Annotated in this window: 32 protein-coding genes; 31 read left to right on the top strand and 1 reads right to left on the bottom strand. The window is 68.7% G+C overall.

Translation table 11 applies throughout. The features are described 5' to 3' along the window. The first annotated feature begins 67 nt into the window (after positions 1-67). The 6 genes from tuf (at position 68) to mycP (ending at position 8090) form a co-directional block, all read left to right on the top strand. Positions 68-1261, top strand: coding sequence for an elongation factor Tu (gene tuf / locus ACI2LW_RS02950; protein WP_404729312.1), 1194 nt, complete (start codon positions 68-70; stop codon positions 1259-1261). 175 nt (positions 1262-1436) lie between these two features. After that, entirely contained in the window at positions 1437-1811 is a 375-nt protein-coding gene (locus ACI2LW_RS02945) for a hypothetical protein (RefSeq protein WP_404729311.1), read from the top strand. Positions 1812-1941: 130 nt separating this feature from the next. After that, entirely contained in the window at positions 1942-3972 is a 2031-nt protein-coding gene (locus ACI2LW_RS02940; protein WP_404729310.1) for a hypothetical protein, read from the top strand. Between the two features lie 296 nt (positions 3973-4268). Further along, on the top strand, positions 4269-4520 hold the full coding sequence (locus tag ACI2LW_RS02935; protein WP_404729309.1) for a hypothetical protein: 252 nt from the start codon (positions 4269-4271) through the stop codon (positions 4518-4520). Positions 4521-4682: 162 nt separating this feature from the next. Beyond that, positions 4683-5258, top strand: coding sequence for a hypothetical protein (locus tag ACI2LW_RS02930; RefSeq protein ID WP_404729308.1), 576 nt, complete (start codon positions 4683-4685; stop codon positions 5256-5258). A 1605-nt stretch (positions 5259-6863) separates the two neighbouring features. Beyond that, positions 6864-8090: a type VII secretion-associated serine protease mycosin gene (gene mycP, locus ACI2LW_RS02925; RefSeq protein ID WP_404729307.1), complete on the top strand. Its 1227-nt coding sequence runs from the start codon at positions 6864-6866 to the stop codon at positions 8088-8090. A gap of 153 nt (positions 8091-8243) precedes the next feature. Here mycP and ACI2LW_RS02920 read toward each other — a convergent pair whose 3' ends face one another. Further along, the gene (locus ACI2LW_RS02920) at positions 8244-8792 is read right to left on the bottom strand and encodes a YrhB domain-containing protein (protein WP_404729518.1); all 549 of its coding nucleotides are present in this window, start codon (positions 8790-8792) and stop codon (positions 8244-8246) included. A gap of 979 nt (positions 8793-9771) precedes the next feature. Here ACI2LW_RS02920 and gdhA point away from each other — a divergent pair. From gdhA to ACI2LW_RS02795, 25 genes are all read left to right on the top strand, one after another. Then, positions 9772-11133, top strand: a complete 1362-nt coding sequence (gdhA, locus tag ACI2LW_RS02915; protein ID WP_404729517.1) for an NADP-specific glutamate dehydrogenase — start codon at positions 9772-9774, stop codon at positions 11131-11133. Between the two features lie 462 nt (positions 11134-11595). Further along, a complete protein-coding gene (locus ACI2LW_RS02910; protein ID WP_404729516.1) occupies positions 11596-11928 on the top strand; it encodes a cupin domain-containing protein in 333 nt (110 codons plus the stop codon). A gap of 589 nt (positions 11929-12517) precedes the next feature. Next, positions 12518-12826 carry a 30S ribosomal protein S10 gene (gene rpsJ / locus ACI2LW_RS02905; RefSeq protein ID WP_003948644.1) on the top strand — a complete coding sequence of 103 codons (309 nt, stop codon included), beginning with the start codon at positions 12518-12520 and terminating at the stop codon, positions 12824-12826. Between the two features lie 18 nt (positions 12827-12844). Continuing rightward, positions 12845-13489: a 50S ribosomal protein L3 gene (gene rplC / locus ACI2LW_RS02900; RefSeq protein ID WP_404729306.1), complete on the top strand. Its 645-nt coding sequence runs from the start codon at positions 12845-12847 to the stop codon at positions 13487-13489. An 8-nt stretch (positions 13490-13497) separates the two neighbouring features. After that, positions 13498-14157, top strand: a complete 660-nt coding sequence (gene rplD, locus ACI2LW_RS02895; protein WP_404729305.1) for a 50S ribosomal protein L4 — start codon at positions 13498-13500, stop codon at positions 14155-14157. After that, the gene (rplW, locus tag ACI2LW_RS02890; protein WP_404729304.1) at positions 14157-14576 is read left to right on the top strand and encodes a 50S ribosomal protein L23; all 420 of its coding nucleotides are present in this window, start codon (positions 14157-14159) and stop codon (positions 14574-14576) included. The genes rplD and rplW overlap by 1 nt, the downstream gene beginning before the upstream one ends. A 51-nt stretch (positions 14577-14627) precedes the next feature. Next, positions 14628-15464, top strand: a complete 837-nt coding sequence (gene rplB / locus ACI2LW_RS02885) for a 50S ribosomal protein L2 (protein ID WP_361285554.1) — start codon at positions 14628-14630, stop codon at positions 15462-15464. A 12-nt stretch (positions 15465-15476) separates the two neighbouring features. Continuing rightward, positions 15477-15758 (top strand): 30S ribosomal protein S19, encoded by a 282-nt coding sequence (gene rpsS / locus ACI2LW_RS02880; RefSeq protein ID WP_006130777.1) that lies wholly within the window; start codon positions 15477-15479, stop codon positions 15756-15758. 43 nt (positions 15759-15801) lie between these two features. Further along, entirely contained in the window at positions 15802-16149 is a 348-nt protein-coding gene (gene rplV, locus ACI2LW_RS02875) for a 50S ribosomal protein L22 (RefSeq protein ID WP_351890877.1), read from the top strand. Continuing rightward, positions 16149-16979: a 30S ribosomal protein S3 gene (gene rpsC, locus ACI2LW_RS02870; RefSeq protein WP_028420771.1), complete on the top strand. Its 831-nt coding sequence runs from the start codon at positions 16149-16151 to the stop codon at positions 16977-16979. The genes rplV and rpsC overlap by 1 nt, the downstream gene beginning before the upstream one ends. A 5-nt stretch (positions 16980-16984) precedes the next feature. Further along, entirely contained in the window at positions 16985-17404 is a 420-nt protein-coding gene (gene rplP / locus ACI2LW_RS02865; RefSeq protein WP_029380975.1) for a 50S ribosomal protein L16, read from the top strand. Further along, positions 17404-17628, top strand: coding sequence for a 50S ribosomal protein L29 (gene rpmC / locus ACI2LW_RS02860; protein WP_018564811.1), 225 nt, complete (start codon positions 17404-17406; stop codon positions 17626-17628). The genes rplP and rpmC overlap by 1 nt, the downstream gene beginning before the upstream one ends. Continuing rightward, the gene (gene rpsQ, locus ACI2LW_RS02855; protein WP_256525445.1) at positions 17628-17912 is read left to right on the top strand and encodes a 30S ribosomal protein S17; all 285 of its coding nucleotides are present in this window, start codon (positions 17628-17630) and stop codon (positions 17910-17912) included. Before rpmC ends, rpsQ begins: the two co-directional genes overlap by 1 nt. A gap of 128 nt (positions 17913-18040) precedes the next feature. Next, positions 18041-18409, top strand: a complete 369-nt coding sequence (gene rplN / locus ACI2LW_RS02850) for a 50S ribosomal protein L14 (RefSeq protein WP_003998823.1) — start codon at positions 18041-18043, stop codon at positions 18407-18409. Between the two features lie 2 nt (positions 18410-18411). After that, on the top strand, positions 18412-18735 hold the full coding sequence (gene rplX / locus ACI2LW_RS02845) for a 50S ribosomal protein L24 (protein ID WP_404729303.1): 324 nt from the start codon (positions 18412-18414) through the stop codon (positions 18733-18735). Then, positions 18735-19292, top strand: coding sequence for a 50S ribosomal protein L5 (rplE, locus tag ACI2LW_RS02840; RefSeq protein ID WP_190181495.1), 558 nt, complete (start codon positions 18735-18737; stop codon positions 19290-19292). The genes rplX and rplE overlap by 1 nt, the downstream gene beginning before the upstream one ends. Before the next feature lie 5 nt (positions 19293-19297). Then, positions 19298-19483 carry a type Z 30S ribosomal protein S14 gene (locus ACI2LW_RS02835; protein ID WP_059127180.1) on the top strand — a complete coding sequence of 62 codons (186 nt, stop codon included), beginning with the start codon at positions 19298-19300 and terminating at the stop codon, positions 19481-19483. Positions 19484-19696: 213 nt separating this feature from the next. Then, positions 19697-20095: a 30S ribosomal protein S8 gene (gene rpsH / locus ACI2LW_RS02830; protein ID WP_404729302.1), complete on the top strand. Its 399-nt coding sequence runs from the start codon at positions 19697-19699 to the stop codon at positions 20093-20095. A 24-nt stretch (positions 20096-20119) separates the two neighbouring features. Continuing rightward, a complete protein-coding gene (rplF, locus tag ACI2LW_RS02825; protein ID WP_404729301.1) occupies positions 20120-20659 on the top strand; it encodes a 50S ribosomal protein L6 in 540 nt (179 codons plus the stop codon). A gap of 3 nt (positions 20660-20662) precedes the next feature. Beyond that, positions 20663-21046 carry a 50S ribosomal protein L18 gene (gene rplR, locus ACI2LW_RS02820; protein ID WP_404729300.1) on the top strand — a complete coding sequence of 128 codons (384 nt, stop codon included), beginning with the start codon at positions 20663-20665 and terminating at the stop codon, positions 21044-21046. A gap of 36 nt (positions 21047-21082) precedes the next feature. Continuing rightward, the gene (rpsE, locus tag ACI2LW_RS02815; RefSeq protein WP_009190144.1) at positions 21083-21688 is read left to right on the top strand and encodes a 30S ribosomal protein S5; all 606 of its coding nucleotides are present in this window, start codon (positions 21083-21085) and stop codon (positions 21686-21688) included. Between the two features lie 2 nt (positions 21689-21690). Further along, entirely contained in the window at positions 21691-21873 is a 183-nt protein-coding gene (rpmD, locus tag ACI2LW_RS02810; RefSeq protein WP_009190145.1) for a 50S ribosomal protein L30, read from the top strand. A 2-nt stretch (positions 21874-21875) separates the two neighbouring features. Further along, the gene (rplO, locus tag ACI2LW_RS02805) at positions 21876-22331 is read left to right on the top strand and encodes a 50S ribosomal protein L15 (RefSeq protein ID WP_361285571.1); all 456 of its coding nucleotides are present in this window, start codon (positions 21876-21878) and stop codon (positions 22329-22331) included. 180 nt (positions 22332-22511) lie between these two features. Then, entirely contained in the window at positions 22512-23825 is a 1314-nt protein-coding gene (gene secY, locus ACI2LW_RS02800) for a preprotein translocase subunit SecY (RefSeq protein WP_404729299.1), read from the top strand. Further along, a complete protein-coding gene (locus ACI2LW_RS02795; protein ID WP_404729298.1) occupies positions 23825-24487 on the top strand; it encodes an adenylate kinase in 663 nt (220 codons plus the stop codon). The genes secY and ACI2LW_RS02795 overlap by 1 nt, the downstream gene beginning before the upstream one ends. The last annotated feature ends 115 nt before the right edge of the window (positions 24488-24602 follow it).

Below are 24602 nucleotides of genomic sequence, written 5' to 3'. Positions count from 1 at the left end.
CATCCAGCAAAGATCACCTGGCGCCGATGAAGTAAGGCGTACAGAACCACTCCACAGGAGGACCCCAGTGGCGAAGGCGAAGTTCGAGCGGACTAAGCCGCACGTCAACATCGGCACCATCGGTCACATCGACCACGGTAAGACGACCCTCACGGCCGCCATTACCAAGGTGCTGCACGACGCGTACCCGGAGCTGAACGAGGCCACCCCGTTCGACAACATCGACAAGGCTCCCGAGGAGCGCCAGCGCGGTATCACCATCTCCATCGCGCACGTCGAGTACCAGACCGAGGCGCGTCACTACGCCCACGTCGACTGCCCGGGTCACGCGGACTACATCAAGAACATGATCACCGGTGCCGCCCAGATGGACGGCGCGATCCTCGTGGTCGCCGCGACCGACGGTCCGATGCCGCAGACCAAGGAGCACGTGCTCCTGGCCCGCCAGGTCGGCGTGCCGTACATCGTCGTCGCCCTGAACAAGGCCGACATGGTGGACGACGAGGAGATCCTGGAGCTCGTCGAGCTCGAGGTCCGTGAGCTCCTCTCCGAGTACGAGTTCCCGGGCGACGACGTCCCGGTCGTGAAGGTCTCCGCCCTGAAGGCTCTCGAGGGCGACCCGAAGTGGACCCAGTCGGTCCTGGACCTCATGAACGCCGTCGACACCTCCATCCCGGAGCCCGAGCGTGACGTCGACAAGCCGTTCCTGATGCCGATCGAGGACGTCTTCACCATCACCGGTCGCGGTACGGTCGTCACCGGCCGCATCGAGCGTGGTGTCCTCAAGGTCAACGAGACCGTCGACATCATCGGCATCAAGCCGGAGAAGACCTCCACCACGGTCACCGGCATCGAGATGTTCCGCAAGCTGCTCGACGAGGGCCAGGCCGGTGAGAACGTCGGTCTGCTGCTCCGCGGCATCAAGCGCGAGGACGTCGAGCGCGGCCAGGTCATCATCAAGCCGGGCTCGGTCACCCCGCACACCGAGTTCGAGGCCCAGGCCTACATCCTGTCGAAGGACGAGGGTGGCCGCCACACCCCGTTCTTCAACAACTACCGTCCGCAGTTCTACTTCCGTACGACGGACGTGACCGGCGTCGTGACCCTCCCCGAGGGCACCGAGATGGTCATGCCGGGTGACAACACCGAGATGAAGGTGGAGCTCATCCAGCCCGTCGCCATGGAGGAGGGCCTGAAGTTCGCCATCCGCGAGGGTGGCCGCACCGTGGGCGCCGGCCAGGTCACCAAGATCACCAAGTGATCGCGGCTTCCTGACCGGGTGACTCCAGCGTGAGCTGAGCACCTGAGAGGGCCCGTACGACTCCGGTCGTACGGGCCCTTTCGCATGCCCGCACACGGGCCCTGCCCTCCCCTCCTGCTCCCGTGGACCCGATCGGCACCGTGACCTGCGCGGCCGCGCCCCGGTTGAAGGGAGCGTGACGGGACACGGGACGGACGGCACGGACGGCCTCGCACGGCCGGAGGACCTCGCCTCCTCGCCCACCGAGAAGCGGGCCGCCGCCAGGGCCATCGAGGAGCACATCCAGCCGGGCACGCGCCGGGCCGGCGACTGGGCGGACGAGGAGACGGCCGCCGCGGTCAGGGCCTTCGGCCCGCGGGACGGGGAGGGCTGGCTGACCTCCGCCGCGCTGAGCAAGGCGCACGCCACCTGGGCCGGCCAGGTCGGGAACCTGATGAACCGCCTAGCCGCGGAGAAGGACGCCCTGAGAAGCACCGGCCGGGTGCTGACGAGCACGGACCTGGCGGTCGGCTCCACACTGCGGGAGACATCGGCGCTGGACCGGCTGTGACGAGCCGGAGGAGCGGTCCGTCGCGGGCATCCGGTGCCGGCCGCGCGGCGGGCACCGGAGCGGCGACACCACCGGCCGCCGCGGGCCGAGGGCCCCGGGCCGCGGGCCGCAGGCCGCGGGAAGGAGCGGAATGCCGACCTACCACGAGATCATGACCACCGACCTCTCCGCTCTCACGACCGCGGCGGACCGCTGGGACGGCATGGCGGCGGAGTTCGGGAAGCAGGAGAAGGCGTACCGGCACCACGTCCGCGGTATCTCCATGGGCCGCACCTGGACCGGCCTGAGCGCCGACGCGGCGAGCGCCCGTTTCGCCGCCACGCTGGAGGAGTTCCGGTCCGCGCAGACCCAGGCCAGGGCGGTCGCCTCGCTGCTGAGGGACGCACACGCACAGTTCACCGGCCTGCGGGCCGGGCTGACGGCGGCGCGCCGGGAGGCGGTAGCTGCGGGAATGCGGGTGTCGGACCGCGGAGTGGTGAGCCCGGACCCGGAGGCCACCAACGGTGTCGGTGGGGCCGCGGCGCGGTCCTGGCAGGCCCTCATCGACAAGGCGGTCAGGGACGTGACGGACGCCGACACCGGCGTGCGGCTGGCCCTGGCGGCGGTGGGAGTGCCCTTCGACGGACCGGCGGGCGGCCGCGGCTTCAACGGCGCGGCGCTGGGCGACGTCGAGAAGTACGAGGCACGCGCCGCGGAACGGGCGCTGGAGAAGCTGAGCCGGGGCGGCCGCCTGACGCCCGCCCAACTGGCGGAACTGGAGAGGACCTTCCGCGACAACCGCCACGACGAGTCGTTCTCCCGCACCCTCCTGGACGACCTGGGAGCCGCGGGCACGATCCGCCTCGCCAACCGCCTGAACGACCTCGTCCACGTCCAGGGCGGTCACGACGCGCGCACCTACGCGACCCTCGGGACGGGCCTGGCCGACACACTGGCGACGGCGACGAGGGACACGCACGCACCCTGGTACAGGCACTGGCGGGCGGACGTGCGGCACGCAGGCGTCGAGCACTACGCGACGCAGGCCCAGGGATTCCGCTTGGACACGGCGTTGGGCTACCAGTCCCTGGTCACGCTGATGCGGCAGGGGCACGGCTACGGCCGCGACATGCTCGAGAACCTGACCGACGACATGATCGCGGCGGAGAAGGCCGACCCCGGCATCTGGCGCCTGAAGGGCACCTACGCCGGCCACCGCGACGGCTGGTTCGCGAACGACCCGGTCGACGGAGCGCTCGGCATCATGAGCCGCGACCCGGCCACAGCGGCGCACTACCTGAACTCCGACGCCCATATGAAGTACCTGATCAGGGAACGCGACTGGAACGTCGCCCTGCACGAACACGGCAACGCCAAGTCGGGCGGCTACTCGCCGGCCCCGGACACGGACAACCGCGCGGGCCTCGGAGCGGCCCTCCAGGCGGCCACCACGGGAATCGACCCCGCGAACGCCCACGCCCACTACGTCCCCCACACCGCGCGGAACGAGGCGGTCCTCAAATCCGCCCTCACCCACCTGGCGGCCCAGGGCGACGAATTCCCCCCGGCTCTGCGGGGACCCATGGCCGGCATCCTGGTCAACCACGGCGCGACGGTCCACGCCTCGATGAGCGAGATCGACATCTCGAAGTCCCCCTTGAAACAGGACGACCTCTTCGAGGTGGCGAAACAGATCTCCAAGGACAAGGACGCCTACGGCACCCTGAACGGCGGCCTCAACCAGGCCATGGTCACCGGCATCCACGGCGACCACTCGACCTCCACGGAACCCCTGGTCCGCGCCGGCCGCACGGTCGGTTTCCTGGAAGAGGCCCGCATCCAGTCCCAGGGCGACCCCAAAACGGCCACCTTCGCCACCAAGCCCCTCTTCGACAGAGCGATCGGCTACATCCCGCTGGTCAACGAACACGTCCAGGAGGGCTTCGACTACGTCACGGACAAGTGGCTGGAGGACGAGCAGAGGAGGCTGGACAAGAAACAAGCGGACCAGAATATTCAGGCCTATGACACGAGAAATGGTCAACTGATGGGTCTCGCGGATCAGTGGATGAGAAGGCATCACATGAGCGCCGACTCGTTCGATGCAAAAACAGAAATCGGCCGGTCCGCGGAAGATGGGATGGCGCATGCCACAGGCGTATCCGGGAGGCAGCCGAAGTGAGCGCACGTTACCGAGTCGGCTCCTTGGCTTTCGCGGCCTGTCTCCTGCTCTGTTGCGCATCCTGCAACAAACAGACCATTCCGAAAGCTATTTGCGGAACACCTATCGATCCGAACATTGCACGCCCACTCGTACCCTCTTTCGAGGATTGGAACGAGTACGACCGTGTGAATCGCGTGGAGGCGATCACAGCTCCATGCCTGGTTCTGTCGAATGGCGACGTAATGATTCGATTGCGCTTTTCGTGGGACGAGGACGCCAGAAGCCTGACATACCTGGCCAACAACACAGGCTCCGTGTCGGGCGTCACTGCCCCTCGTCGCATCGCCGCCTCCTACAAGGCAGTTGTAGGCACCGACGGGGCCATCGCCACCACCCCCTGCAAGACCAAGGGCGGCGAGTTCTTCACCCTCACCCTGCAGCTCCCGCAGATCAAGCTCACGGACCGGAGCCACCGCGCTGACATCGAACGGTTCATGCGGGCCTACTTCCCCGCCACGGTGAAGACGCTGGGCTGTGCGAAGGCCGGGACCCGACCGCGGATCTGAGTACGAGCGCTCATGTCCCGTCCCGCACAACCCACTTGGATGGGTGTGACGTTGGCCGTATCTGTCACCTGAGGGCATGCCCCGACTGAGATCTGTCACTGGTCGTAGCTAGAGTTGTCACCGAGGCTTCCGCTTTACGAACGCACGGGGGAGGACGTTGTGTTGCCGAGCGATGCCGGGTCTGGGGCGACGGCCGAGCCGCCGTCGCTGTTCTCGGGACTGTTGGGCCTGCCCGGCGCACTGGGCGCCGTCATAGGGGCCCAGGCCGACATGGCCATGGAGATGTCGTCGTTCACGAAGTTCCAGAAGCGCGTGGACGACCTGATCCGCGACCTGAAGGGCTCCGACGCCGGTCCGGGCAAGGTGGGACAGGCCCAGCTGGCCCGTCACCAGTTCGGTGGCGGTGGCGGCTCGTGGGCCGAGGCCGCGGGCCTGTACTCCGCGTACGAGACGGTGATCAGCGAGCTGGAGACGCTGTCGAAGCTGCTGTCCGACTCCATGGAGGGCATGGGCATCGCGGTCATGGCCTCGCACAAGGGCTACCAGAACATCGACGCCGACGTCCGCCACCGCATGGCGTCGATCAGCGCCGAGACGACCAAGCACTACGGCGGGAGCTACGACCCGTCACTGCCGCAGAAGAGCCACGGTGACGGTCATGGCGGCCATGGCGGCGGGGCGGCCGAGCCCGAGCGGACCGCGACCCCGCCGGCGGGCGACACGGGCGGCACGATCTGATGCATCCGACGGTGACGGGGGAGGCCTGATGGCGGGCAAGGGTTCCGGTGGCGGTACGTCCTTCGAGGGCATGAGCCACGAGGAGATGCTGGCGTGGCTGGACCAGGCGAACGCCGGTGAGGTGCAGGCCGCGGCGGACCGGCTGATTGCGGCCGCGAAGGAGATCCGGAAGATCGCGGAGGAGCTGAAGGTCCGTCCGCAGTGGGTGGAGTGGAAGGGCGAGGGCGCGGACGCGTTCCGTACCTGGGCCGGTGACCTGGCCAACTCCACCCACCGGCTGGGGGACTTCAGCGAGGGCGCGGCGAAGTGGCTGGGCGAGGCGTCCGGCGCGATCGCCACGGCCCAGACGTCGATCCCGCGGGACACGAAGAGCGCCCGGGCGAACCTGGACGCGGCGACGGCCGCGCACAACGACCCGGACGCCGCGGCGGTCCGCTCGAAGTCGGCGAGCGAACTGGCCGCGCTGAAGGCCGACCGCGAGAAGGTCCGCCAGGAGGCGGCGGCCCAGATGCGCAAGCTGGCCCAGTCCTACTCCCTGTCCGCCACCCAAATGAACACCCTGGAACGCCCCAAGTTCCCCCCACCGCCAGCGGCCATCCAGCCCATTCGTGAGGGTTCCGACGATGTGGCCCGCCCGGTCGGTACGCCTACGGAACAAGCCGGTGGAGGCTCTCACTCGGGGACTGTCGGCCACGCTGGGACCTCGAGCACTCAGCATCGGCAGGCCACGACCCCGCAACTCCCGTCGGAGTCGCCGACGATCACCCCATCGTCGGAACATCTGCACCGCCCTACGGCCGAACCGGCCACTCACGTCGGCATTGACTCCGTGACTGCACCGCCAGAGGTGCACGCTGGGCCGACAGGTGGAATCCCCACGACTCCCCGCCCGGACCCAGCGGCGCCGTTGCCGGCCGGCGGGCCGATCCCGCCGAACATGGGCGGCCCTCTGCGTATGCCTCCGGGGGCAGGTGGTCCCGCCAGGCCAGTTGGTGGGGGGCGATCGCCTGTCCAGACCGGGAGGGTGTCTGTGGGGCCCACTCCCGGTCGCGGAGTCACAGGAGTGAACCCAACCCCGGGCCGGAACGTGGCCCCTGGCGCCGGTACTGCAGGCCGTCCCGTCCCGGCCCAGAACCCGAACCCCGTGCGGGGCCGGACAGCGGGTCCGGGAATCACGGGTGGGCGTGTCGTCGCACCGTCCGTTCCTGGCCGGTCCACCGGTCCGGCGTCCGGCGCGTCCTCCGTCGGCAAGCCCGCAGTCGGCCGCAGTTCGGTGGCACGCCCGCCGATCACGGGTGTGACAGGGCAGCCGATCACGCGCTCGCCAGGGGGCGGTGCCGGTCGCGTTGCACCCACGCCGCGTGACGGCATCAGCGGCGGGACTCCGCAGCGAGCGCTGAGAGCGCCGGCACGCCCTGGCACACCGGTACCTTCCGCGCCGACGCGGGGAGGCATCTCCGGCGGTGTCCCCAGCGAAGCACGTAGACAAGGTGGCGGCCGCGTGGCGTCCCCCGACTCCGCCGGTGCTCGGAAGAAGCGGGAAAAACGGCCCGACGACCGCCGCAGTGAACGCCCGACCGCCGACTGACAATCAGAGGAACAGGAATGTTGCACCTACCCACCGGCGTGAAGCACAGGTGGATACAGACTTCGGTCTCACTGGCCGTGGGTCTCCTGCTGGTGGGCGGTGCAAACACGTGGGCACACGCCGACTCGACTCGTTCCCAGCAGTGGTTCCTGGACGCCATGCGCGCAGAGGAGATGTGGCGGACGAGTACGGGCCAGGGTGTCACCGTGGCGGTGATCGACTCGGGCGTCGACGCGGACAACCCCGACCTCAGGGGACGAGTCCTGGACGGACTCGATCTGGCTTCGAGCCGTTCGGGAGACGAGCACACGGACTACGACGGCCACGGCACGGGGATGGCCGGTCTCATTGCCGGCACGGGAGCATACGGAGGCGGCAAGGGAGCCTTCGGTCTCGCGCCTGGAGCGAAAATCCTTCCCGTCCGCATGCCGGGCCAGCAGGATTACAACCCCTTCGAGGGTCCGTCCTACCTGAGCAAGGCCATTCGCTACGCAGCGGACTCCGGCGCCAAGGTGATCAATATTTCGCTGGCCACCACTGTCCACTCAGCGCAGCTGAATTCCGCCGTGAAATACGCACTCGACCATGGTTCGCTCGTTTTCGCGGGTGTGGGCAACGACGGAGACAAGGGGAACGCCGTCCAGTATCCCGCCGCAGTGCCTGGTGTCGTCGGCGTGGCAGCAGTGGGCAAGAACCTCCGCCGCACCTCGTTCTCCGAGTACGGCGCTCAGGTGGACGTTGCCGCCCCCGGAGAGGACATGGTCCACGCCTGCGGCGGCAAAACGGGGCTTTGCAGATCCCGCGGCACCAGCGACGCCACCGCCATCGCCTCCGCCAGTGCCGCGCTCATCTGGGCCAAGCACCCCGACTGGACCAACAACCAGGTCCTGCGCGTCATGCTGAACACCATCGGTGGCCCGACCGACGGCGCCAAGCGCAACGACTCCATCGGGTACGGCATCGTCCGTCCGCGCATCGCGCTGCAGAACCCGGGCGACCCTGGCCCCGCCGACGTGTACCCGCTGCCGGACCTCGCGGCGGCCACCGCGTCACCCGAACCCTCGGCGAAGGGCTCCGGCGCGCCCAAGGGCGGCGACCGGACCGCTCCCGCAGCGGCCGCGTCCGCCAGGAAGGACGGCGGCGACCGCACGCTGTGGATCGGCCTCGGCGCCGCAGCCGTCGTGGTCCTCGGCGCGGTCACCGCCTTCGCCGTCGCCCGCAGACGCCGAGCCGGGAACGGCTGAGGAAAGGGGCCGTGCAGCAGGCGGCGGGACCCCGCCCCACCCCTCAGCGGTAGCGGATGACGTGCAGCCGCGTCACACCCGTCTCATCGAGGTGCACCCCGGTGTCCGACGACCCGTCGACCACGACGACGCCCTCCGGCCGCCGCAGTGCGTTCACCACAAGGCCCACGGCCTCCCGGCCGCGGCCGTCCGTGCGGCGGACCCATACCAGCGCACGGGCACCGGCCGGCAGTGCCGACAGCGCCTCCATCGTGGATGGCCAGTCCGGGTGGTCGGACAGCGACAGAACCCGCCCGCCCAGTTCCGCGAGGGTCGGCCGGAACCACGAGGCGTGGCCGGGAGGAGGCGGGGACTCCAGATCCGCCGTCCCGAAGGACGCACCGGTGTCCCAACGGGCGAGCCAGTTCCACGGGTCGAGTTCGGCAGGCCGAAGGGTGCGCTGTCGTCCTTCGGCACGACCAGCGTGGCGTCGAGCAGGACGTCCTGCCACTGTCCGCTCTGCAGGAAACGCTTGGTGTTGCAGGAGAAGACCCAGGCCCGGCGCGTCTCGTCCTGGGCGGTCGGCGTGACCAGGTCGACCTGTCCCTGGTAGGCGTCGTCGAGCCACAGGCGGGCCTTGGCGACGGCGCCGGCGAAGTCCGCTGCTTCCCTCTCCCACGGCGGCCGGCGCCGTGGCGTGCCGACTCCGGGAAGCGCGCGCATGAGAACCACTTCTCGCACGTGCGAGGTGTCGAGCTTGGCGAGGGACGACGTCGAAGTACCGGCGGGTGAGGCGCGCCCACCAGCCCGGGGCCTCGTCGGACGGCCGCCAGGGCAGGGGCACGGCGGGGCAGCCGTTGATCGCATGCAGCCCCGTGCGCTGATCCTCCGCGGCTGGCCCTGCACCCGGTGTGCCGCCTCCTGCGGCTCGGCCGGTTCCAGATCGGCCAAGGGGGCGTTCGGTGCGGGGCGGAACGGCGAACCGCCGTCCTTGGGTACGACGACGGAGGCCGCGAGCATGGGGGTGGCGGGACAGCCGGGCTGCGGCACGGTCCGGCAGCCCATGAGCCATGAGGCCTCCGTCTCGAGCACCGGCTGGGCCGCGGCCAGCTCGACGAGGCCGCCGTAGACGGAGTTCAGCCATGCGGAGGCGGAGCGGTCAGGACCTGCCATTTCAGCGGTCCTTGTTCGGTGGCCAGTCGCCGGAGGCGCACATGTCCATGTATCTGGCCACCGGGAGGTGCGTCGGCGGGATGTGGGGGGCGGTTCCGTCATGGGGCACCGCCCGGGACGTGAAGGGTCCCTTGCGGGATGCCGTGCCCGGTGCGGGGCGGACGTGGCGCGGAGCGGTCATCGGGTGGTGACCGTCCCCCGGCCGTCCGGGGTACGCCTACCGCCGTCCGGGGTACGTCTGCGCCGTCCGGGGTACGTCTGCGCCGTCCGGGGTACGTCTGCGCCGTCCGGGGTACGCCAGGCGGGGCGGGGTGGGTCTCGGATGGTGGGCGGCTCCGGATCCATACTCGCCTCGGGGTTTACACAGGAGTAACACTTGAGCGGGGCGCTCCCGGACGACCAGGCGGCGCCGGGCGGCCCTGCTCCCGCGCGCGGCAACGGCGCCGGGCGCCGACCACCCCGCACCGGTCGCGAGCCGGTGGCCGCCGTGCCAGAAAGGTGCCCCGTGAGGAACCGACCCGAAGCCAGGATCGCGCCGACGCTGCTGTCCCCGTCGTCCTCGCTCGACATCCTGCGAACCGAGATCGAGCACCGCAATCCCGCGCAGCCCGAGTTCCACCAGGCCGTGCGGGAGGTGCTGGAGACGCTGTCGCCGGTGTTCGCGGCGCGACCGGAGTACGCGGATCCGGGTCTCCTCGAGCGGCTGTGCGAACCGGAGCGGCAGATCATCTTCCGGGTGCCGTGGCAGGACGATCACGGGCAGGTGCACGTGAACCGCGGGTTCCGGGTGGAGTTCAACAGCGCGCTCGGGCCGTACAAGGGCGGGCTGCGCTTCCACCCCTCGGTGAACCTGGGGATCATCAAGTTCCTCGGCTTCGAGCAGGTGTTCAAGAACGCGCTCACCGGCCTCGGGATCGGCGGCGGCAAGGGCGGCAGCGACTTCGACCCGCACGGGCGGTCGGACGCCGAGGTCATGCGGTTCTGCCAGTCGTTCATGACCGAGCTCCAGCGGCACCTCGGCGAGCACACCGACGTGCCGGCCGGTGACATCGGCGTCGGCGGGCGTGAGATCGGCTACCTCTTCGGGCAGTACCGGCGCATCACCAACCGCTGGGAGGCCGGCGTGCTGACCGGCAAGGGGACGGGCTGGGGCGGCTCGGCGATCCGGCCGGAGGCGACCGGGTACGGCAACGTGCTGTTCGCCGAGGCCATGCTGCGGGTGCGCGGGGAGGAGATGGAGGGGCAGACGGCCGTCGTCTCCGGGTCCGGGAACGTCGCCCTCCACACCGTCGAGAAGCTGCTCGTCCTCGGCGCGCTGCCGCTGACCTGCTCCGACTCCAGCGGGTACGTCGTCGACGAGAAGGGCATCGACCTCCATCTGCTCAAGCAGGTCAAGGAGGTCGAGCGCGGCCGGATCAGCACCTACGCCGAGCGGCGGGGCGGCTCCGCGCGGTTCGTGCCCGGCGGGCGGGTCTGGGAGGTCCCGGCCGACCTCGCGCTGCCGTCGGCGACACAGAACGAGCTGGACGAGAAGGACGCGGCCGTCCTCGTCCGCAACGGGGTGAAGGCGGTCTCCGAGGGCGCCAACATGCCGACCACGCCCGAGGCCGTGCAGCTCTTCCAGGAGGCCGGGGTCGCGTTCGGGCCCGGCAAGGCGGCGAACGCGGGCGGGGTCGCGGTCAGCGCGCTGGAGATGGCGCAGAACGCCTCCCGTACGGCGTGGCAGCCGGCGCAGGTGGAGGAGGAGCTGGCGCGGATCATGACCCGTATCCACGCCACCTGCCACGAGACCGCCGACCGCTACGGCGCCCCCGGCGACTATGTGACCGGTGCGAACATCGCCGGCTTCGAGCGGGTGGCGGACGCCATGCTCGCGCAGGGCCTCATCTGAGGCGTACGCGCCGAGCCCCGGGGCACCTGGCGGGCGCGCCATGTGCCCCGCACCGCCCGCACCGCCCGCACCGCCGGCACCGCCGGCACCGCCGGCACCGCCGGCACCGCCGGCACCGGCCGGCACGGCTCGCACCTGCCGCACCGCTGGCACCTGCCGGCTGCCATCTGCCGTACCGCTGGCACCTGCCGTACCGCCCGCACCGCCGGCACCTGTCACACCGCCGGCACCGCCGGCACCGCCCGCGGCACGGCTCGCACCTGCCGCACCGCTGGCACCTGCCGTACCGCCCGCACCGCCTGCACCTGTCGCACCGCCCGCACCTGCCGTACCGCTCGCACCTGCCGCACCGCCCGCACCGGCCGCACCGCCCGCACCGGCCGGCACGGCATGTGCGGCCGTCAGGGCCATGTGCCCCACACGGCCCTGGTGGCCGCCGGTCCGGCCGGGGAGGCTGGGGACATGCGGAAGTTCTCCCTCGACGCCCTGGCCCGCGAACACCTGGAACGCGCCGCCGCCGCCCCCAACGGCCGCAGCGCCACCACCGTCCACGGCGGGCAGGAACACACCCTGCGCCAGACCCTCCTCGCCCTCACCGCGGGCACCAGCCTCGCCGACCACGACAGCCCCGGCGAGGCCACCCTGCTGGTGCTGCGCGGCCGCGTCCGCCTCACCAGCGGCGGGCACGCGTGGGAGGGCCGCACCGGCGACCTCATCGTCATCCCTCCGGCCCGGCACGGCCTCGAGGCCCTGGAGGACGCGGCCGTGATCCTCACGGTCGCCAGGCGGGAGTAGTCGACCGCGGGCGATCACCCGTGGGCGATCACCTGCGGCCAGTCACCCGCGACCCACCGTCCGAGGACCGGGGACCCGCCGTCCGAGAGCCCGGGACCCCCGTCCGGCGACCCGGGAACCGCGGCCGGCGGCCCGCTCCGGCACGCGACGGGGCCGTCCGTGTTTGCTCACGGACCGCCCCGGGGTAATCTCTTCGGCCCGATTGGCCAGCCCCCCGCCGCATGTGGCAGACTGTCCGAGTTGCTCGGTCGAGTGTTGATGCTGCGCGCCTCCCGCCGGGAGGACCGGAAGCGAGTCCCACAGTACTCGTCGCCCTAACTGCCAGGTGGCAGCGCTGGGGCGGACGTACGGGAATCTTCCGGGAAGCGTGGGCGCGGCACCGGCCAGGCATCCGGTGGGCCCGAGGCTCCCGACCGCGGTTCCGGAAGGACCGTGTCCTTTCCCAGCAGGGATGTTCGAACAAGGGACATCCATGTCAGCGGGAGCGCGACACGCCCGACCGCGTGGGTCGGAGAGGCCGAGGGAACCGAGGGAGACCGCGGACCACCGGGTTCCAGAGCGTGAGAAGAGACAGGACTACTGAGTAGCCATGGCGGGACAGAAGATCCGCATCCGGCTCAAGGCCTACGACCACGAGGTCATCGACTCCTCGGCGAAGAAGATCGTCGAGACGGTGACCCGCACTGGTGCGTCGGTCGCGGGCCCGGTGCCGCTGCCCACTGAGAAGAACGTGTACTGCGTCATCAAGTCGCCGCACAAGTACAAGGACTCGCGCGAGCACTTCGAGATGCGCACGCACAAGCGCCTGATCGACATCCTCGACCCGACCCCCAAGACCGTTGACTCTCTGATGCGACTCGACCTCCCGGCCGGTGTCGACATCGAGATCAAGCTCTGAGGCGCGGTGATCTGAGAGATGGCTAAGCAGATCAAGGGCATCCTGGGCGAGAAGCTCGGCATGACGCAGGTGTGGGACGAGAACAACCGTGTCGTCCCGGTCACCGTCGTCAAGGCCGGCCCCAACGTCGTCACCCAGGTGCGTACCAACGACGTCGACGGCTACGAGTCCGTCCAGCTCGCCTTCGGCGAGATCGACCCGCGCAAGGTGAACAAGCCCCTCAAGGGCCACTTCGCGAAGGCCGACGTCACCCCCCGTCGTCACCTCGTCGAGATCCGCACGGCGGACGCCGCCGAGTACACCCTCGGCCAGGAAGTCACCGCCGAGGTGTTCGAGGCCGGCGTGAAGGTCGACGTCACCGGCAAGAGCAAGGGCAAGGGCTTCGCCGGTGTCATGAAGCGCCACAACTTCGGTGGCCTCGGTGCCGGTCACGGTACCCAGCGCAAGCACCGCTCGCCCGGTTCCATCGGTGGCTGCGCCACCCCGGGCCGTGTGTTCAAGGGCCTCCGCATGGCGGGTCGCATGGGCAACGAGCGGGTCACCACCCAGAACCTGACCGTCCACGCCGTTGACGCGGAGAAGGGCCTGCTGCTCATCAAGGGCGCGGTTCCCGGTCCGAACGGCGGCCTCGTCCTGGTCCGCACCGCGGCCAAGGGGGCCTGAGGTAACCGATGAGCACTGTTGACATCCTTTCGCCGGCTGGCGAGAAGGCCGGTACCGTCGAGCTCCCCGCGGAGATCTTCGACGTTGAGAAGGTCAGCATCCCGCTGATCCACCAGGTCGTCGTCGCCCAGCAGGCCGCTGCCCGACAGGGCACCCACAAGACCAAGACCCGTGGCGAGGTCCGCGGCGGCGGCAAGAAGCCGTACCGCCAGAAGGGCACCGGCCGCGCCCGTCAGGGCTCGACCCGTGCGCCGCAGTTCGCCGGTGGTGGCGTCGTGCACGGTCCCGTGCCGCGCGACTACTCGCAGCGCACCCCGAAGAAGATGAAGGCCGCGGCCCTGCGCCACGCCCTCACCGACCGGGCCCGCCTCAACCGCATCCACGTCGTCACCGGCGTGATCGAGGGCGAGACCCCCTCCACGAAGGCCGCCAAGAGCCTGTTCGGCAAGATCAGCGAGCGCAAGAACCTGCTCCTGGTCGCCGAGCGCTCCGACGAGGCCGCGTGGCTGTCCGCCCGCAACCTGCCCCAGGTCCACATCCTGGAGCCGGGCCAGCTGAACACGTACGACGTGATCGTCTCGGACGACGTGGTCTTCACCAAGGCCGCTCTCGAGTCCTTCGTCGCCGGCCCGCAGAAGGCCAACGACACCGAAGGGAGCGAGGCCTGATGGCTACCCGTCACCCGTCCATCGCCTCGAAGGCCGCCAAGGCCGCCAAGGCCGCGCGCGTCGCCAAGGCGCGCCGCCACGCCACCGAGGGCAAGAACACCGTCGAGACCCCGCTGAGCAAGTCGTACACGGACCCCCGTGACGTCCTGATCAAGCCGGTCGTCTCGGAGAAGAGCTACGCGCTCCTCGACGAGAACAAGTACACGTTCGTCGTGGACCCGCGTGCCAACAAGACCCAGATCAAGGAGGCCGTCCAGGCGGTCTTCGAGGTCAAGGTCACCGGCGTGAACACGATCAACCGCCAGGGCAAGCGCAAGCGGACCCGCACCGGCTTCGGCCAGCGCGCGGCGACCAAGCGCGCGATCGTGACCCTCGCCGAGGGCGACCGAATCGACATCTTCGGCGGTCCGACCGCGTAAGCGGTCGGGATCGTCCAGATTTCGGAAATCACTTCCGAGGACTGAGAGACAATGGGTATCCGCAAGTACAAGCCGACGACTCCTGGCCGTCGTGGCGCCAGCGTCGCCGACTTCGTCGAGGTCACGCGGTCCACGCCGGAGAAGTCGCTGGTCCGTCCCCTGCACAGCAAGGGCGGCCGTAACAATTCCGGTCGTGTGACCGTCCGCCACCAGGGCGGCGGCCACAAGCGCGCCTACCGCGTGATCGACTTCCGTCGTCACGACAAGGACGGCGTGCCGGCGAAGGTCGCGCACATCGAGTACGACCCGAACCGCACCGCGCGCATCGCGCTGCTGCACTACGCGGACGGCGAGAAGCGCTACATCCTCGCGCCGCGTGGCCTGTCGCAGGGCGACCGCGTCGAGAACGGTCCCGGGGCCGACATCAAGCCGGGCAACAACCTGGCCCTGCGCAACATCCCGGTCGGTACGACGCTGCACGCGATCGAGCTCCGTCCGGGTGGTGGCGCCAAGTTCGCCCGCTCCGCCGGTGCCTCCGTGCAGCTGCTCGCGAAGGAGGGCTCGATGGCCCACCTCCGCATGCCCTCCGGTGAGATCCGCCTGGTCGACGTGCGCTGCCGCGCCACCGTCGGCGAGGTCGGCAACGCCGAGCAGAGCAACATCAACTGGGGCAAGGCAGGCCGCAAGCGCTGGCTGGGCGTCCGCCCGACCGTCCGCGGTGTGGCGATGAACCCGGTTGACCACCCCCACGGTGGTGGTGAGGGCAAGACCTCGGGTGGCCGCCACCCGGTCAGCCCCTGGGGTCAGAAGGAAGGTCGTACTCGTTCTCCCAAGAAGGCGAGCAACAAGTACATCGTCCGCCGCCGCAAGACGAACAAGAAGCGCTAAGGACGGGTTGAGATGCCTCGTAGCTTGAAGAAGGGGCCTTTCGTCGACGACCACCTGATGAAGAAGGTGGACGCCCAGAACGAAGCAGGCACCAAGAACGTCATCAAGACCTGGTCCCGCCGCTCCATGATCGTCCCGGCGATGCTGGGCCACACGATCGCGGTGCACAACGGCAAGACCCACATCCCGGTGTTCGTCACCGAGTCGATGGTCGGCCACAAGCTCGGCGAGTTCTCGCCGACGCGCACCTTCCGGGGTCACGTCAAGGAAGACCGGAAGTCGAAGCGCCGCTAGCAGCGGATCGCATTCAGACACGTAAGTAACTGAAGGGACAACCATGGAAGCCAGGGCCCAGGCGCGGTACATCCGCGTCACGCCCATGAAGGCCCGCCGCGTGGTGGACCTCATCCGTGGCATGAACGCCACGGAGGCCCAGGCTGTTCTGCGATTCGCTCCGCAGGCAGCCTCCGTGCCGGTCGGCAAGGTGCTGGACAGCGCCATCGCCAACGCCGCGCACAACTACGACCACACCGACGCCGACAGCCTCTACGTCTCCGAGGCGTACGTCGACGAGGGCCCGACCCTGAAGCGGTTCCGTCCGCGCGCCCAGGGCCGTGCCTACCGGATCCGCAAGCGGACCAGCCACATCACCGTGGTCGTCAGCAGCAAGGAAGGAACCCGGTAATGGGCCAGAAGGTTAACCCGCATGGGTTCCGGCTCGGTGTCACCACGGACTTCAAGTCCCGGTGGTACGCCGACAAGCTGTACAAGGACTACGTCAAGGAAGACGTCGCCATCCGTCGGATGATGACGTCCGGCATGGAGCGCGCCGGCATCTCCAAGGTGGAGATCGAGCGCACCCGTGACCGCGTGCGGGTGGACATCCACACCGCCCGTCCGGGCATCGTCATCGGCCGCCGTGGCGCCGAGGCCGACCGCATCCGCGGCGACCTCGAGAAGCTCACGGGCAAGCAGGTCCAGCTGAACATCCTCGAGGTCAAGAACCCCGAGACCGATGCCCAGCTGGTCGCCCAGGCCGTTGCCGAGCAGCTCTCCTCCCGCGTCTCCTTCCGCCGGGCCATGCGCAAGAGCATGCAGTCGGCGATGAAGGCCGGCGCCAAGGGCATCAAGATCCAGTGCGGTGGCCGCCTCGGCGGCGCCGAGATGTCCCGCTCGGAGTTCTACCGCGAGGGCCGCGTGCCCCTGCACACCCTCCGCGCGAACGTGGACTACGGCTTCTTCGAGGCCAAGACGACCTTCGGCCGCATCGGTGTGAAGGTCTGGATCTACAAGGGCGACGTCAAGAACATCGCCGAGGTCCGCGCCGAGAACGCCGCCGCCCGAGCGGGCAACCGCCCGGCGCGCGGCGGTGCCGACCGCCCGGCCCGTGGTGGCCGCGGTGGCGAGCGGCGCGGTCGCAAGCCGCAGCAGCAGCAGGCTCCCGCCGCCGAGGCCCCCAAGGCCGAGGCTCCGGCCGCTGCCGCTCCGGCTGAGAGCACCGGAACGGAGGCCTGACCGACATGCTGATCCCCCGTAGGGTCAAGCACCGCAAGCAGCACCACCCGAAGCGCAACGGTATGTCCAAGGGTGGCACGCAGGTTGCGTTCGGCGAGTACGGCATCCAGGCGCTGACCCCGGCGTACGTGACGAACCGCCAGATCGAGGCGGCTCGTATCGCCATGACCCGCCACATCAAGCGTGGCGGCAAGGTCTGGATCAACATCTACCCGGACCGCCCGCTCACCAAGAAGCCCGCCGAGACCCGCATGGGTTCCGGTAAGGGTTCCCCCGAGTGGTGGGTGGCCAACGTCAAGCCCGGACGCGTCATGTTCGAGCTGTCGTACCCCAACGAGAAGATCGCCCGTGAGGCGCTGACCCGTGCGGCCCACAAGCTGCCGATGAAGTGCCGGATCGTCAAGCGCGAGGCAGGTGAAGCGTGATGTCGGCCGGTACCAAGGCGTCCGAGCTGCGCGAGCTGGGCAACGAGGAGCTTCTGGGCAAGCTCCGCGAGGCCAAGGAAGAGCTGTTCAACCTCCGCTTCCAGGCGGCGACCGGTCAGCTCGAGAACCACGGCCGTCTCAAGGCGGTCCGCAAGGACATCGCGCGGATCTACACCCTGATGCGCGAGCGTGAGCTGGGCATCGAAACGGTGGAGAACGCCTGATGAGCGAGAACAACGTGACTGAGCAGAAGACTGAGCGCAACGCACGGAAGACCCGTGAGGGCCTGGTCGTCAGCGACAAGATGGACAAGACCGTCGTCGTCGCCGTCGAGGACCGCGTGAAGCACGCGCTGTACGGCAAGGTCATCCGCCGTACCAACAAGCTCAAGGCGCACGACGAGCAGAACGCCGCCGGCGTCGGCGACCGCGTCCTCCTGATGGAGACCCGGAAGCTGTCCGCCACCAAGCACTGGCGCGTCGTCGAGATCCTCGAGAAGGCCAAGTAGGCAATTCCCGCGAGGGAATTCCCCAAGTACGTTCCTGCGGGGCATTCTCCGCAGGACAGTTCCGCCAGGCTCCGGGGGCCGCTCGGTGAGCGGCCCCCGGGGAACCGGCAGACAAACAGGAGATAGACGTGATCCAGCAGGAGTCGCGACTGCGTGTCGCCGACAACACGGGTGCGAAGGAGATCCTTTGCATCCGTGTGCTCGGTGGCTCCGGTCGCCGCTACGCGGGCATCGGTGACGTCATCGTCGCCACCGTCAAGGACGCGATCCCCGGTGGCAACGTGAAGAAGGGTGACGTCGTCAAGGCGGTCATCGTTCGCACCGTCAAGGAGCGCCGCCGTCCGGACGGCTCGTACATCCGCTTCGACGAGAACGCCGCCGTCATTCTCAAGAACGACGGCGACCCTCGTGGCACCCGTATCTTCGGCCCCGTCGGCCGTGAGCTGCGCGAGAAGAAGTTCATGAAGATCATCTCCCTCGCGCCGGAGGTGCTGTGAGCATGAAGATCAAGAAGGGCGACCTGGTCCAGGTCATCACCGGCAAGGACAAGGGCAAGCAGGGCAAGGTCATTGCCGCTTACCCGCGCGAGGAGCGCGTCCTGGTCGAGGGTGTCAACCGGGTCAAGAAGCACACCAAGGCCGGGCCGACCGCTCGCGGTTCCCAGGCCGGCGGCATCGTCACCACCGAGGCGCCGATCCACGTCTCCAACGTCCAGCTGGTCGTGGAGAAGGACGGCGAGAAGGTCGTGACCCGTGTCGGTTACCGCTTCGACGAAGAGGGCAACAAGATCCGCGTTGCCAAGCGGACGGGTGAGGACATCTGATGGCTACCACCACTTCCCCGCGTCTGAAGCAGAAGTACCGCGACGAGATCGCCCCGAAGCTGCGTGACGAGTTCAAGTACGAGAACGTCATGCAGATCCCGGGCCTCGTCAAGATCGTGGTCAACATGGGTGTGGGCGACGCCGCCCGCGACTCCAAGCTGATCGAGGGCGCCATCCGCGACCTCACCACGATCACCGGTCAGAAGCCGGCCGTCACCAAGGCCCGCAAGTCCATCGCGCAGTTCAAGCTGCGCGAGGGCCAGCCGATCGGTGCCCACGTCACGCTCCGTGGCGACCGCATGTGGGAGTTCCTGGACCGCACCCTGTCGCTCGCGCTGCCGCGCATCCGCGACTTCCGCGGCCTGTCCCCCAAGCAGTTCGACGGCCGTGGCAACTACACCTTCGGTCTCACGGAGCAGGTCATGTTCCACGAGATCGACCAGGACAAGATCGACCGCGTCCGGGGTATGGACATCACCGTGGTCACCACGGCGACCAACGACGCTGAGGGCCGTGCGCTCCTTCGTCACCTCGGCTTCCCCTTCAAGGAGGCGTGAGCGAGATGGCGAAGAAGGCTCTGATTGCCAAGGCTGCTCGCAAGCCCAAGTTCGGTGTGCGGAGCTACACGCGCTGCCAGCGCTGCGGCCGTCCGCACTCCGTGTACCGCAAGTTCGGCCTGTGCCGCGTGTGCCTCCGTGAGATGGCTCACCGTGGCGAGCTGCCGGGCGTGACCAAGAGCTCCTGGTAACCCCCCGTTTGAGGGGTTCCGGAAGCTCTCGGTAAGCAACTGGGTCCGGCAGGAGGCCCGCCCCGCATGCCTTAGGCTTGTGGGGTTGGGCGCCTGCCGCGCCCGTACGACTTACTACGCCGTAGGTCCACCGCGCCGCACCCGTCCCGTCTCGGATCGGGGAGAGGGATGGCGCACCAGGAAACCCCGGCGAGAGAGGCCGAAGGCCAATTCATGACCATGACTGATCCGATCGCAGACATGCTCACGCGTCTGCGGAACGCGAACTCGGCATACCACGACACCGTGTCGATGCCGCACTCGAAGATCAAGTCGCACATCGCGGAGATCCTCCAGCAGGAGGGCTTCATCACGGGCTGGAAGGTCGAGGACGCCCCGGTGGGCAAGAACCTCGTCCTGGAGCTGAAGTTCGGCCCCAACCGTGAGCGCTCCATCGCGGGCATCAAGCGGATCTCCAAGCCCGGTCTCCGGGTGTACGCGAAGTCCACCAACCTGCCGAAGGTGCTCGGCGGCCTCGGCGTGGCGATCATCTCCACGTCGCACGGGCTCCTCACCGACAAGCAGGCCGGCAAGAAGGGCGTGGGTGGGGAAGTCCTCGCCTACGTCTGGTAACGGAAGGGAACGGAGGAAACAGCTATGTCGCGCATCGGCAAGCTCCCCATCGCGGTTCCCGCCGGCGTGGACGTCACCATCGACGGCCGTACGGTCAAGGTCAAGGGCCCCAAGGGCGAGCTGACCCACACCGTCGCCGCGCCGATCGAGATCGTCAAGGGTGAGGACGGCGTCCTGAACGTCACCCGCCCGAACGACGAGCGTCAGAACAAGGCTCTCCACGGCCTGTCCCGCACGCTGGTGGCGAACATGATCACCGGCGTGACCCAGGGTTACGTGAAGAAGCTCGAGATCAGCGGTGTCGGTTACCGCGTGACCGCCAAGGGCTCGAACCTCGAGTTCGCGCTCGGCTACAGCCACCCGATCACCGTCGAGGCGCCCGAGGGCATCACCTTCAAGGTGGAGACCCCGACCCGCTTCCAGGTCGAGGGCATCGACAAGCAGAAGGTCGGCGAGGTCGCGGCCAACATCCGCAAGCTGCGCAAGCCCGACCCGTACAAGGCCAAGGGCGTCAAGTACGAGGGCGAAGTCATCCGCCGCAAGGTCGGAAAGGCGGGCAAGTAAGCCATGGCATACGGGCAGAAGATCCTCAAGGGCGACGCCTACAAGCGCGCCGCGATCAAGCGCCGTCACATCCGGATCCGCAAGAAGGTGTCCGGTACGGCGGAGCGTCCCCGTCTGGTCGTGACCCGCTCCAACCGCCACATCGTGGCGCAGGTGATCGACGACCTGAAGGGTCACACCCTGGCGTCGGCGTCCACCCTGGACAGCTCGATCCGCGGTGGCGAGGGCGACAAGTCCGCGCAGGCCAAGCAGGTCGGCGCCCTGGTCGCCGAGCGTGCCAGGGCCGCCGGTGTCGAGGCCGTCGTGTTCGACCGTGGTGGCAACCAGTACGCCGGGCGCATCGCCGCCCTGGCGGACGCCGCCCGCGAAGCCGGGCTCAAGTTCTGAGCCGCTTGTAGCTAGCGGAAAGAGAGAGGTAATCCAATGGCTGGACCCCAGCGCCGCGGTGGCGGCGCCGGTGGCGGCGAGCGGCGGGACCGGAAGGGCCGTGACGGCGGCGCTGCTGCCGCCGAGAAGACCGCGTACGTCGAGCGCGTCGTCGCGATCAACCGCGTCGCCAAGGTTGTGAAGGGTGGTCGTCGCTTCAGCTTCACCGCGCTGGTCGTGGTGGGCGACGGTGACGGCACCGTGGGTGTCGGATACGGCAAGGCCAAGGAGGTGCCGGCCGCCATCGCCAAGGGTGTGGAGGAGGCCAAGAAGCACTTCTTCAAGGTCCCCCGGATCCAGGGCACCATCCCGCACCCCATCCAGGGTGAGAAGGCTGCCGGCGTCGTGCTGCTCAAGCCCGCGTCCCCGGGTACCGGTGTGATCGCCGGTGGTCCGGTGCGCGCCGTGCTCGAGTGCGCCGGTATCCACGACGTGCTGTCGAAGTCGCTCGGCTCCGACAACGCCATCAACATCGTGCACGCGACCGTGGAGGCCCTGAAGGGCCTGCAGCGTCCCGAGGAGATCGCGGCCCGCCGCGGTCTGCCGCTCGAGGACGTGGCCCCCGCGGCCCTGCTGCGTGCGCGTGCCGGGGCGGGTGCGTAATCATGGCGCAGCTCAAGATCACGCAGACGAAGTCCTACATCGGCAGCAAGCAGAACCACCGTGACACCCTGCGTTCCCTGGGCCTCAAGCGCCTGGGCGACGTGGTCGTCAAGGAGGACCGCCCCGAGTTCCGCGGCATGGTGCACACCGTCCGCCACCTCGTGACGGTCGAGGAGGTCGACTGATCATGGCGGAGCAGAACCCGCTGAAGATCCACAACCTCCGTCCCGCCCCCGGTGCCAAGACCGCGAAGACCCGTGTCGGTCGCGGTGAGGCGTCGAAGGGTAAGACGGCCGGTCGTGGTACGAAGGGTACGAAGGCCCGCTACCAGGTTCCGGAGAGCTTCGAGGGTGGCCAGATGCCGCTCCACATGCGTCTCCCGAAGCTGAAGGGCTTCAAGAACCCGTTCAAGACCGAGTACCAGGTCGTGAACCTCGACAAGCTGGCCGCGCTCTACCCCGAGGGCGGCGAGGTCACGGTCGAGGACCTGGTGGCCAAGGGCGCCGTTCGCAAGAACAGCCTGGTCAAGGTCCTGGGCCAGGGCGAGGTCTCCGTGGCGCTGCAGGTGACGGTCGACGCCGTCTCCGGCTCCGCCAAGGAGAAGATCACCGCCGCCGGCGGTTCGGTCACCGAGCTCGTCTGACCCGCTCAGGCGCCTCGATGACGTAGACGATCCCGACCGGGGATACCTCACAATGAGGTATCCCCGGTCGGTCGTTCCAAGGGGGGCAGTGTCGCCGGTAAGGTGGCCTGCACTGTTCTTTTCATCGAACCTCAAGACCGTCACCCTTGACGCACGTGCGCGGGGGTCGCAGGAGGCACCGTGCTCACCGGCTTCGCCCGGGCGTTCAGGACGCCCGACCTGCGCAAGAAGCTGCTCTTCACGCTCGGCATCATCGTGGTCTACCGCGTCGGTACCCACATCCCGATCCCGGGCGTCAACTACAAGGCCGTCCAGCAGTGCGTGACCGAGGCATCGGGCAACCAGGGACTGTTCGGGCTGGTCAACATGTTCAGCGGCGGCGCTCTGCTGCAGATCACGGTCTTCGCCCTCGGGATCATGCCGTACATCACGGCGAGCATCATCCTGCAGCTGCTGACCGTGGTGATCCCGCGTCTGGAGGCCCTCAAGAAGGAGGGCCAGGCCGGCACCGCGAAGATCACCCAGTACACCCGCTACCTGACGGTGGCGCTGGCGATCCTGCAGGGCACCGGCCTGGTGGCCACCGCCCGCAGCGGCGCCCTGTTCAGCGGCTGCACGGCCGCCGGCAGCATTGTGCCGGACCGGGCGATCTTCTCGACCATCACCATGGTGATCTGCATGACCGCCGGTACGGCCATGGTGATGTGGCTCGGCGAGCTGATCACCGACCGCGGCATCGGCAACGGCATGTCGATCCTGATGTTCATCTCGATCGCCGCCACCTTCCCGTCCGCGCTGTGGGCCATCAAGAAGCAGGGCACCCTGGCCGACGGCTGGATCGAGTTCGGCACCGTGATCCTGGTCGGCCTGGTCATGGTCGGCCTGGTGGTCTTCGTGGAGCAGGCGCAGCGCCGTATCCCGGTGCAGTACGCCAAGCGCATGATCGGCCGCCGTTCCTACGGCGGTACGTCCACGTACATCCCGCTCAAGGTGAACCAGGCCGGTGTGATCCCGGTCATCTTCGCCTCGTCGCTGCTCTACATCCCGGCGCTGGTCGCCCAGTTCTCCGGCGGCACCTCCGGCTGGAAGACCTGGATCGAGGCCAACCTGACCAAGGGTGATCACCCGCTTTACATCACTTTGTACTTCTTGCTCATCGTTTTCTTCGCGTTCTTCTACGTGGCGATCTCCTTCAACCCCGAGGAAGTCGCCGACAACATGAAGAAGTATGGTGGCTTCATCCCGGGCATCCGGGCCGGTCGGCCGACCGCTGAGTATCTGTCGTACGTGCTCAACCGGATCACCTGGCCGGGTTCGCTGTACCTGGGTCTGATCGCTCTCGTGCCGACAATGGCGTTGGTCGGTTTCAATGCGAACCAGAACTTCCCCTTCGGCGGGACCAGCATCCTGATCATCGTGGGTGTCGGCCTCGAGACGGTGAAGCAGATCGAGAGCCAGCTCCAGCAGCGCAATTACGAAGGGTTCCTCCGCTGATGCGAATCGTCCTCGTCGGTCCGCCGGGTGCAGGCAAGGGAACGCAGGCCGCGCGCCTTGCCGAGAAGCTGCGCATCCCGCACATCTCCACGGGCGACCTGTTCCGCGCGAACATCAGCCGGCAGACGGAGCTGGGCAAGCTCGCGAAGTCCTACATGGACGCCGGCAACCTGGTGCCCGACGAGGTCACCATCGCCATGGCCAAGGACCGCATGGAGCAGCCGGACGCCCGGAACGGCTTCCTGCTGGACGGCTTCCCGCGCAACGTCTCGCAGGCCGAGGCGCTGGACGCGCTGCTGCAGAGCCAGGGCATCAAGCTCGACGCGGTGCTCGACCTGGAAGTGCCCGAGGAGGAGGTCGTCAAGCGGATCGCCGGCCGGCGGATCTGCCGCAAGGACTCCAGCCACGTCTTCCACGTCACGTACAGCCCGCCCAGGACGGAGGGCGTGTGCGACGTCTGCGGCGGTGAGCTGTACCAGCGCGACGACGACTCCGAGGACACGGTCCGCAAGCGGCTCGAGGTGTACCACACGCAGACCGAGCCGATCATCGACTACTACAAGGCCCAGGGGCTCGTCGTGACGATCTCCTCGCTCGGGCCGGTGGACGAGATCACCCGGCGGGCGCTGGAGGCGCTCAAGCGCGAGGACGCGGCCAAGTAGTTCGTGGTACGCCGGTTGCAGCCGCGGTTCCCTTCCGGGGGCCGCGGCTGTGCTGTGGGGGTGGGCGCGCACCCCCGTATGGTTGACATAGCCGCCCGCGTGGCCGTCCCTCTTA

Source organism: Streptomyces sp. NPDC004065 (assembly GCF_044903565.1).
Classification (GTDB): Bacteria; Actinomycetota; Actinomycetes; order Streptomycetales; family Streptomycetaceae; genus Streptomyces.
Note: the sequence above shows the minus strand (reverse complement) of the source record. Positions and strands in the feature narration are given on the sequence as shown.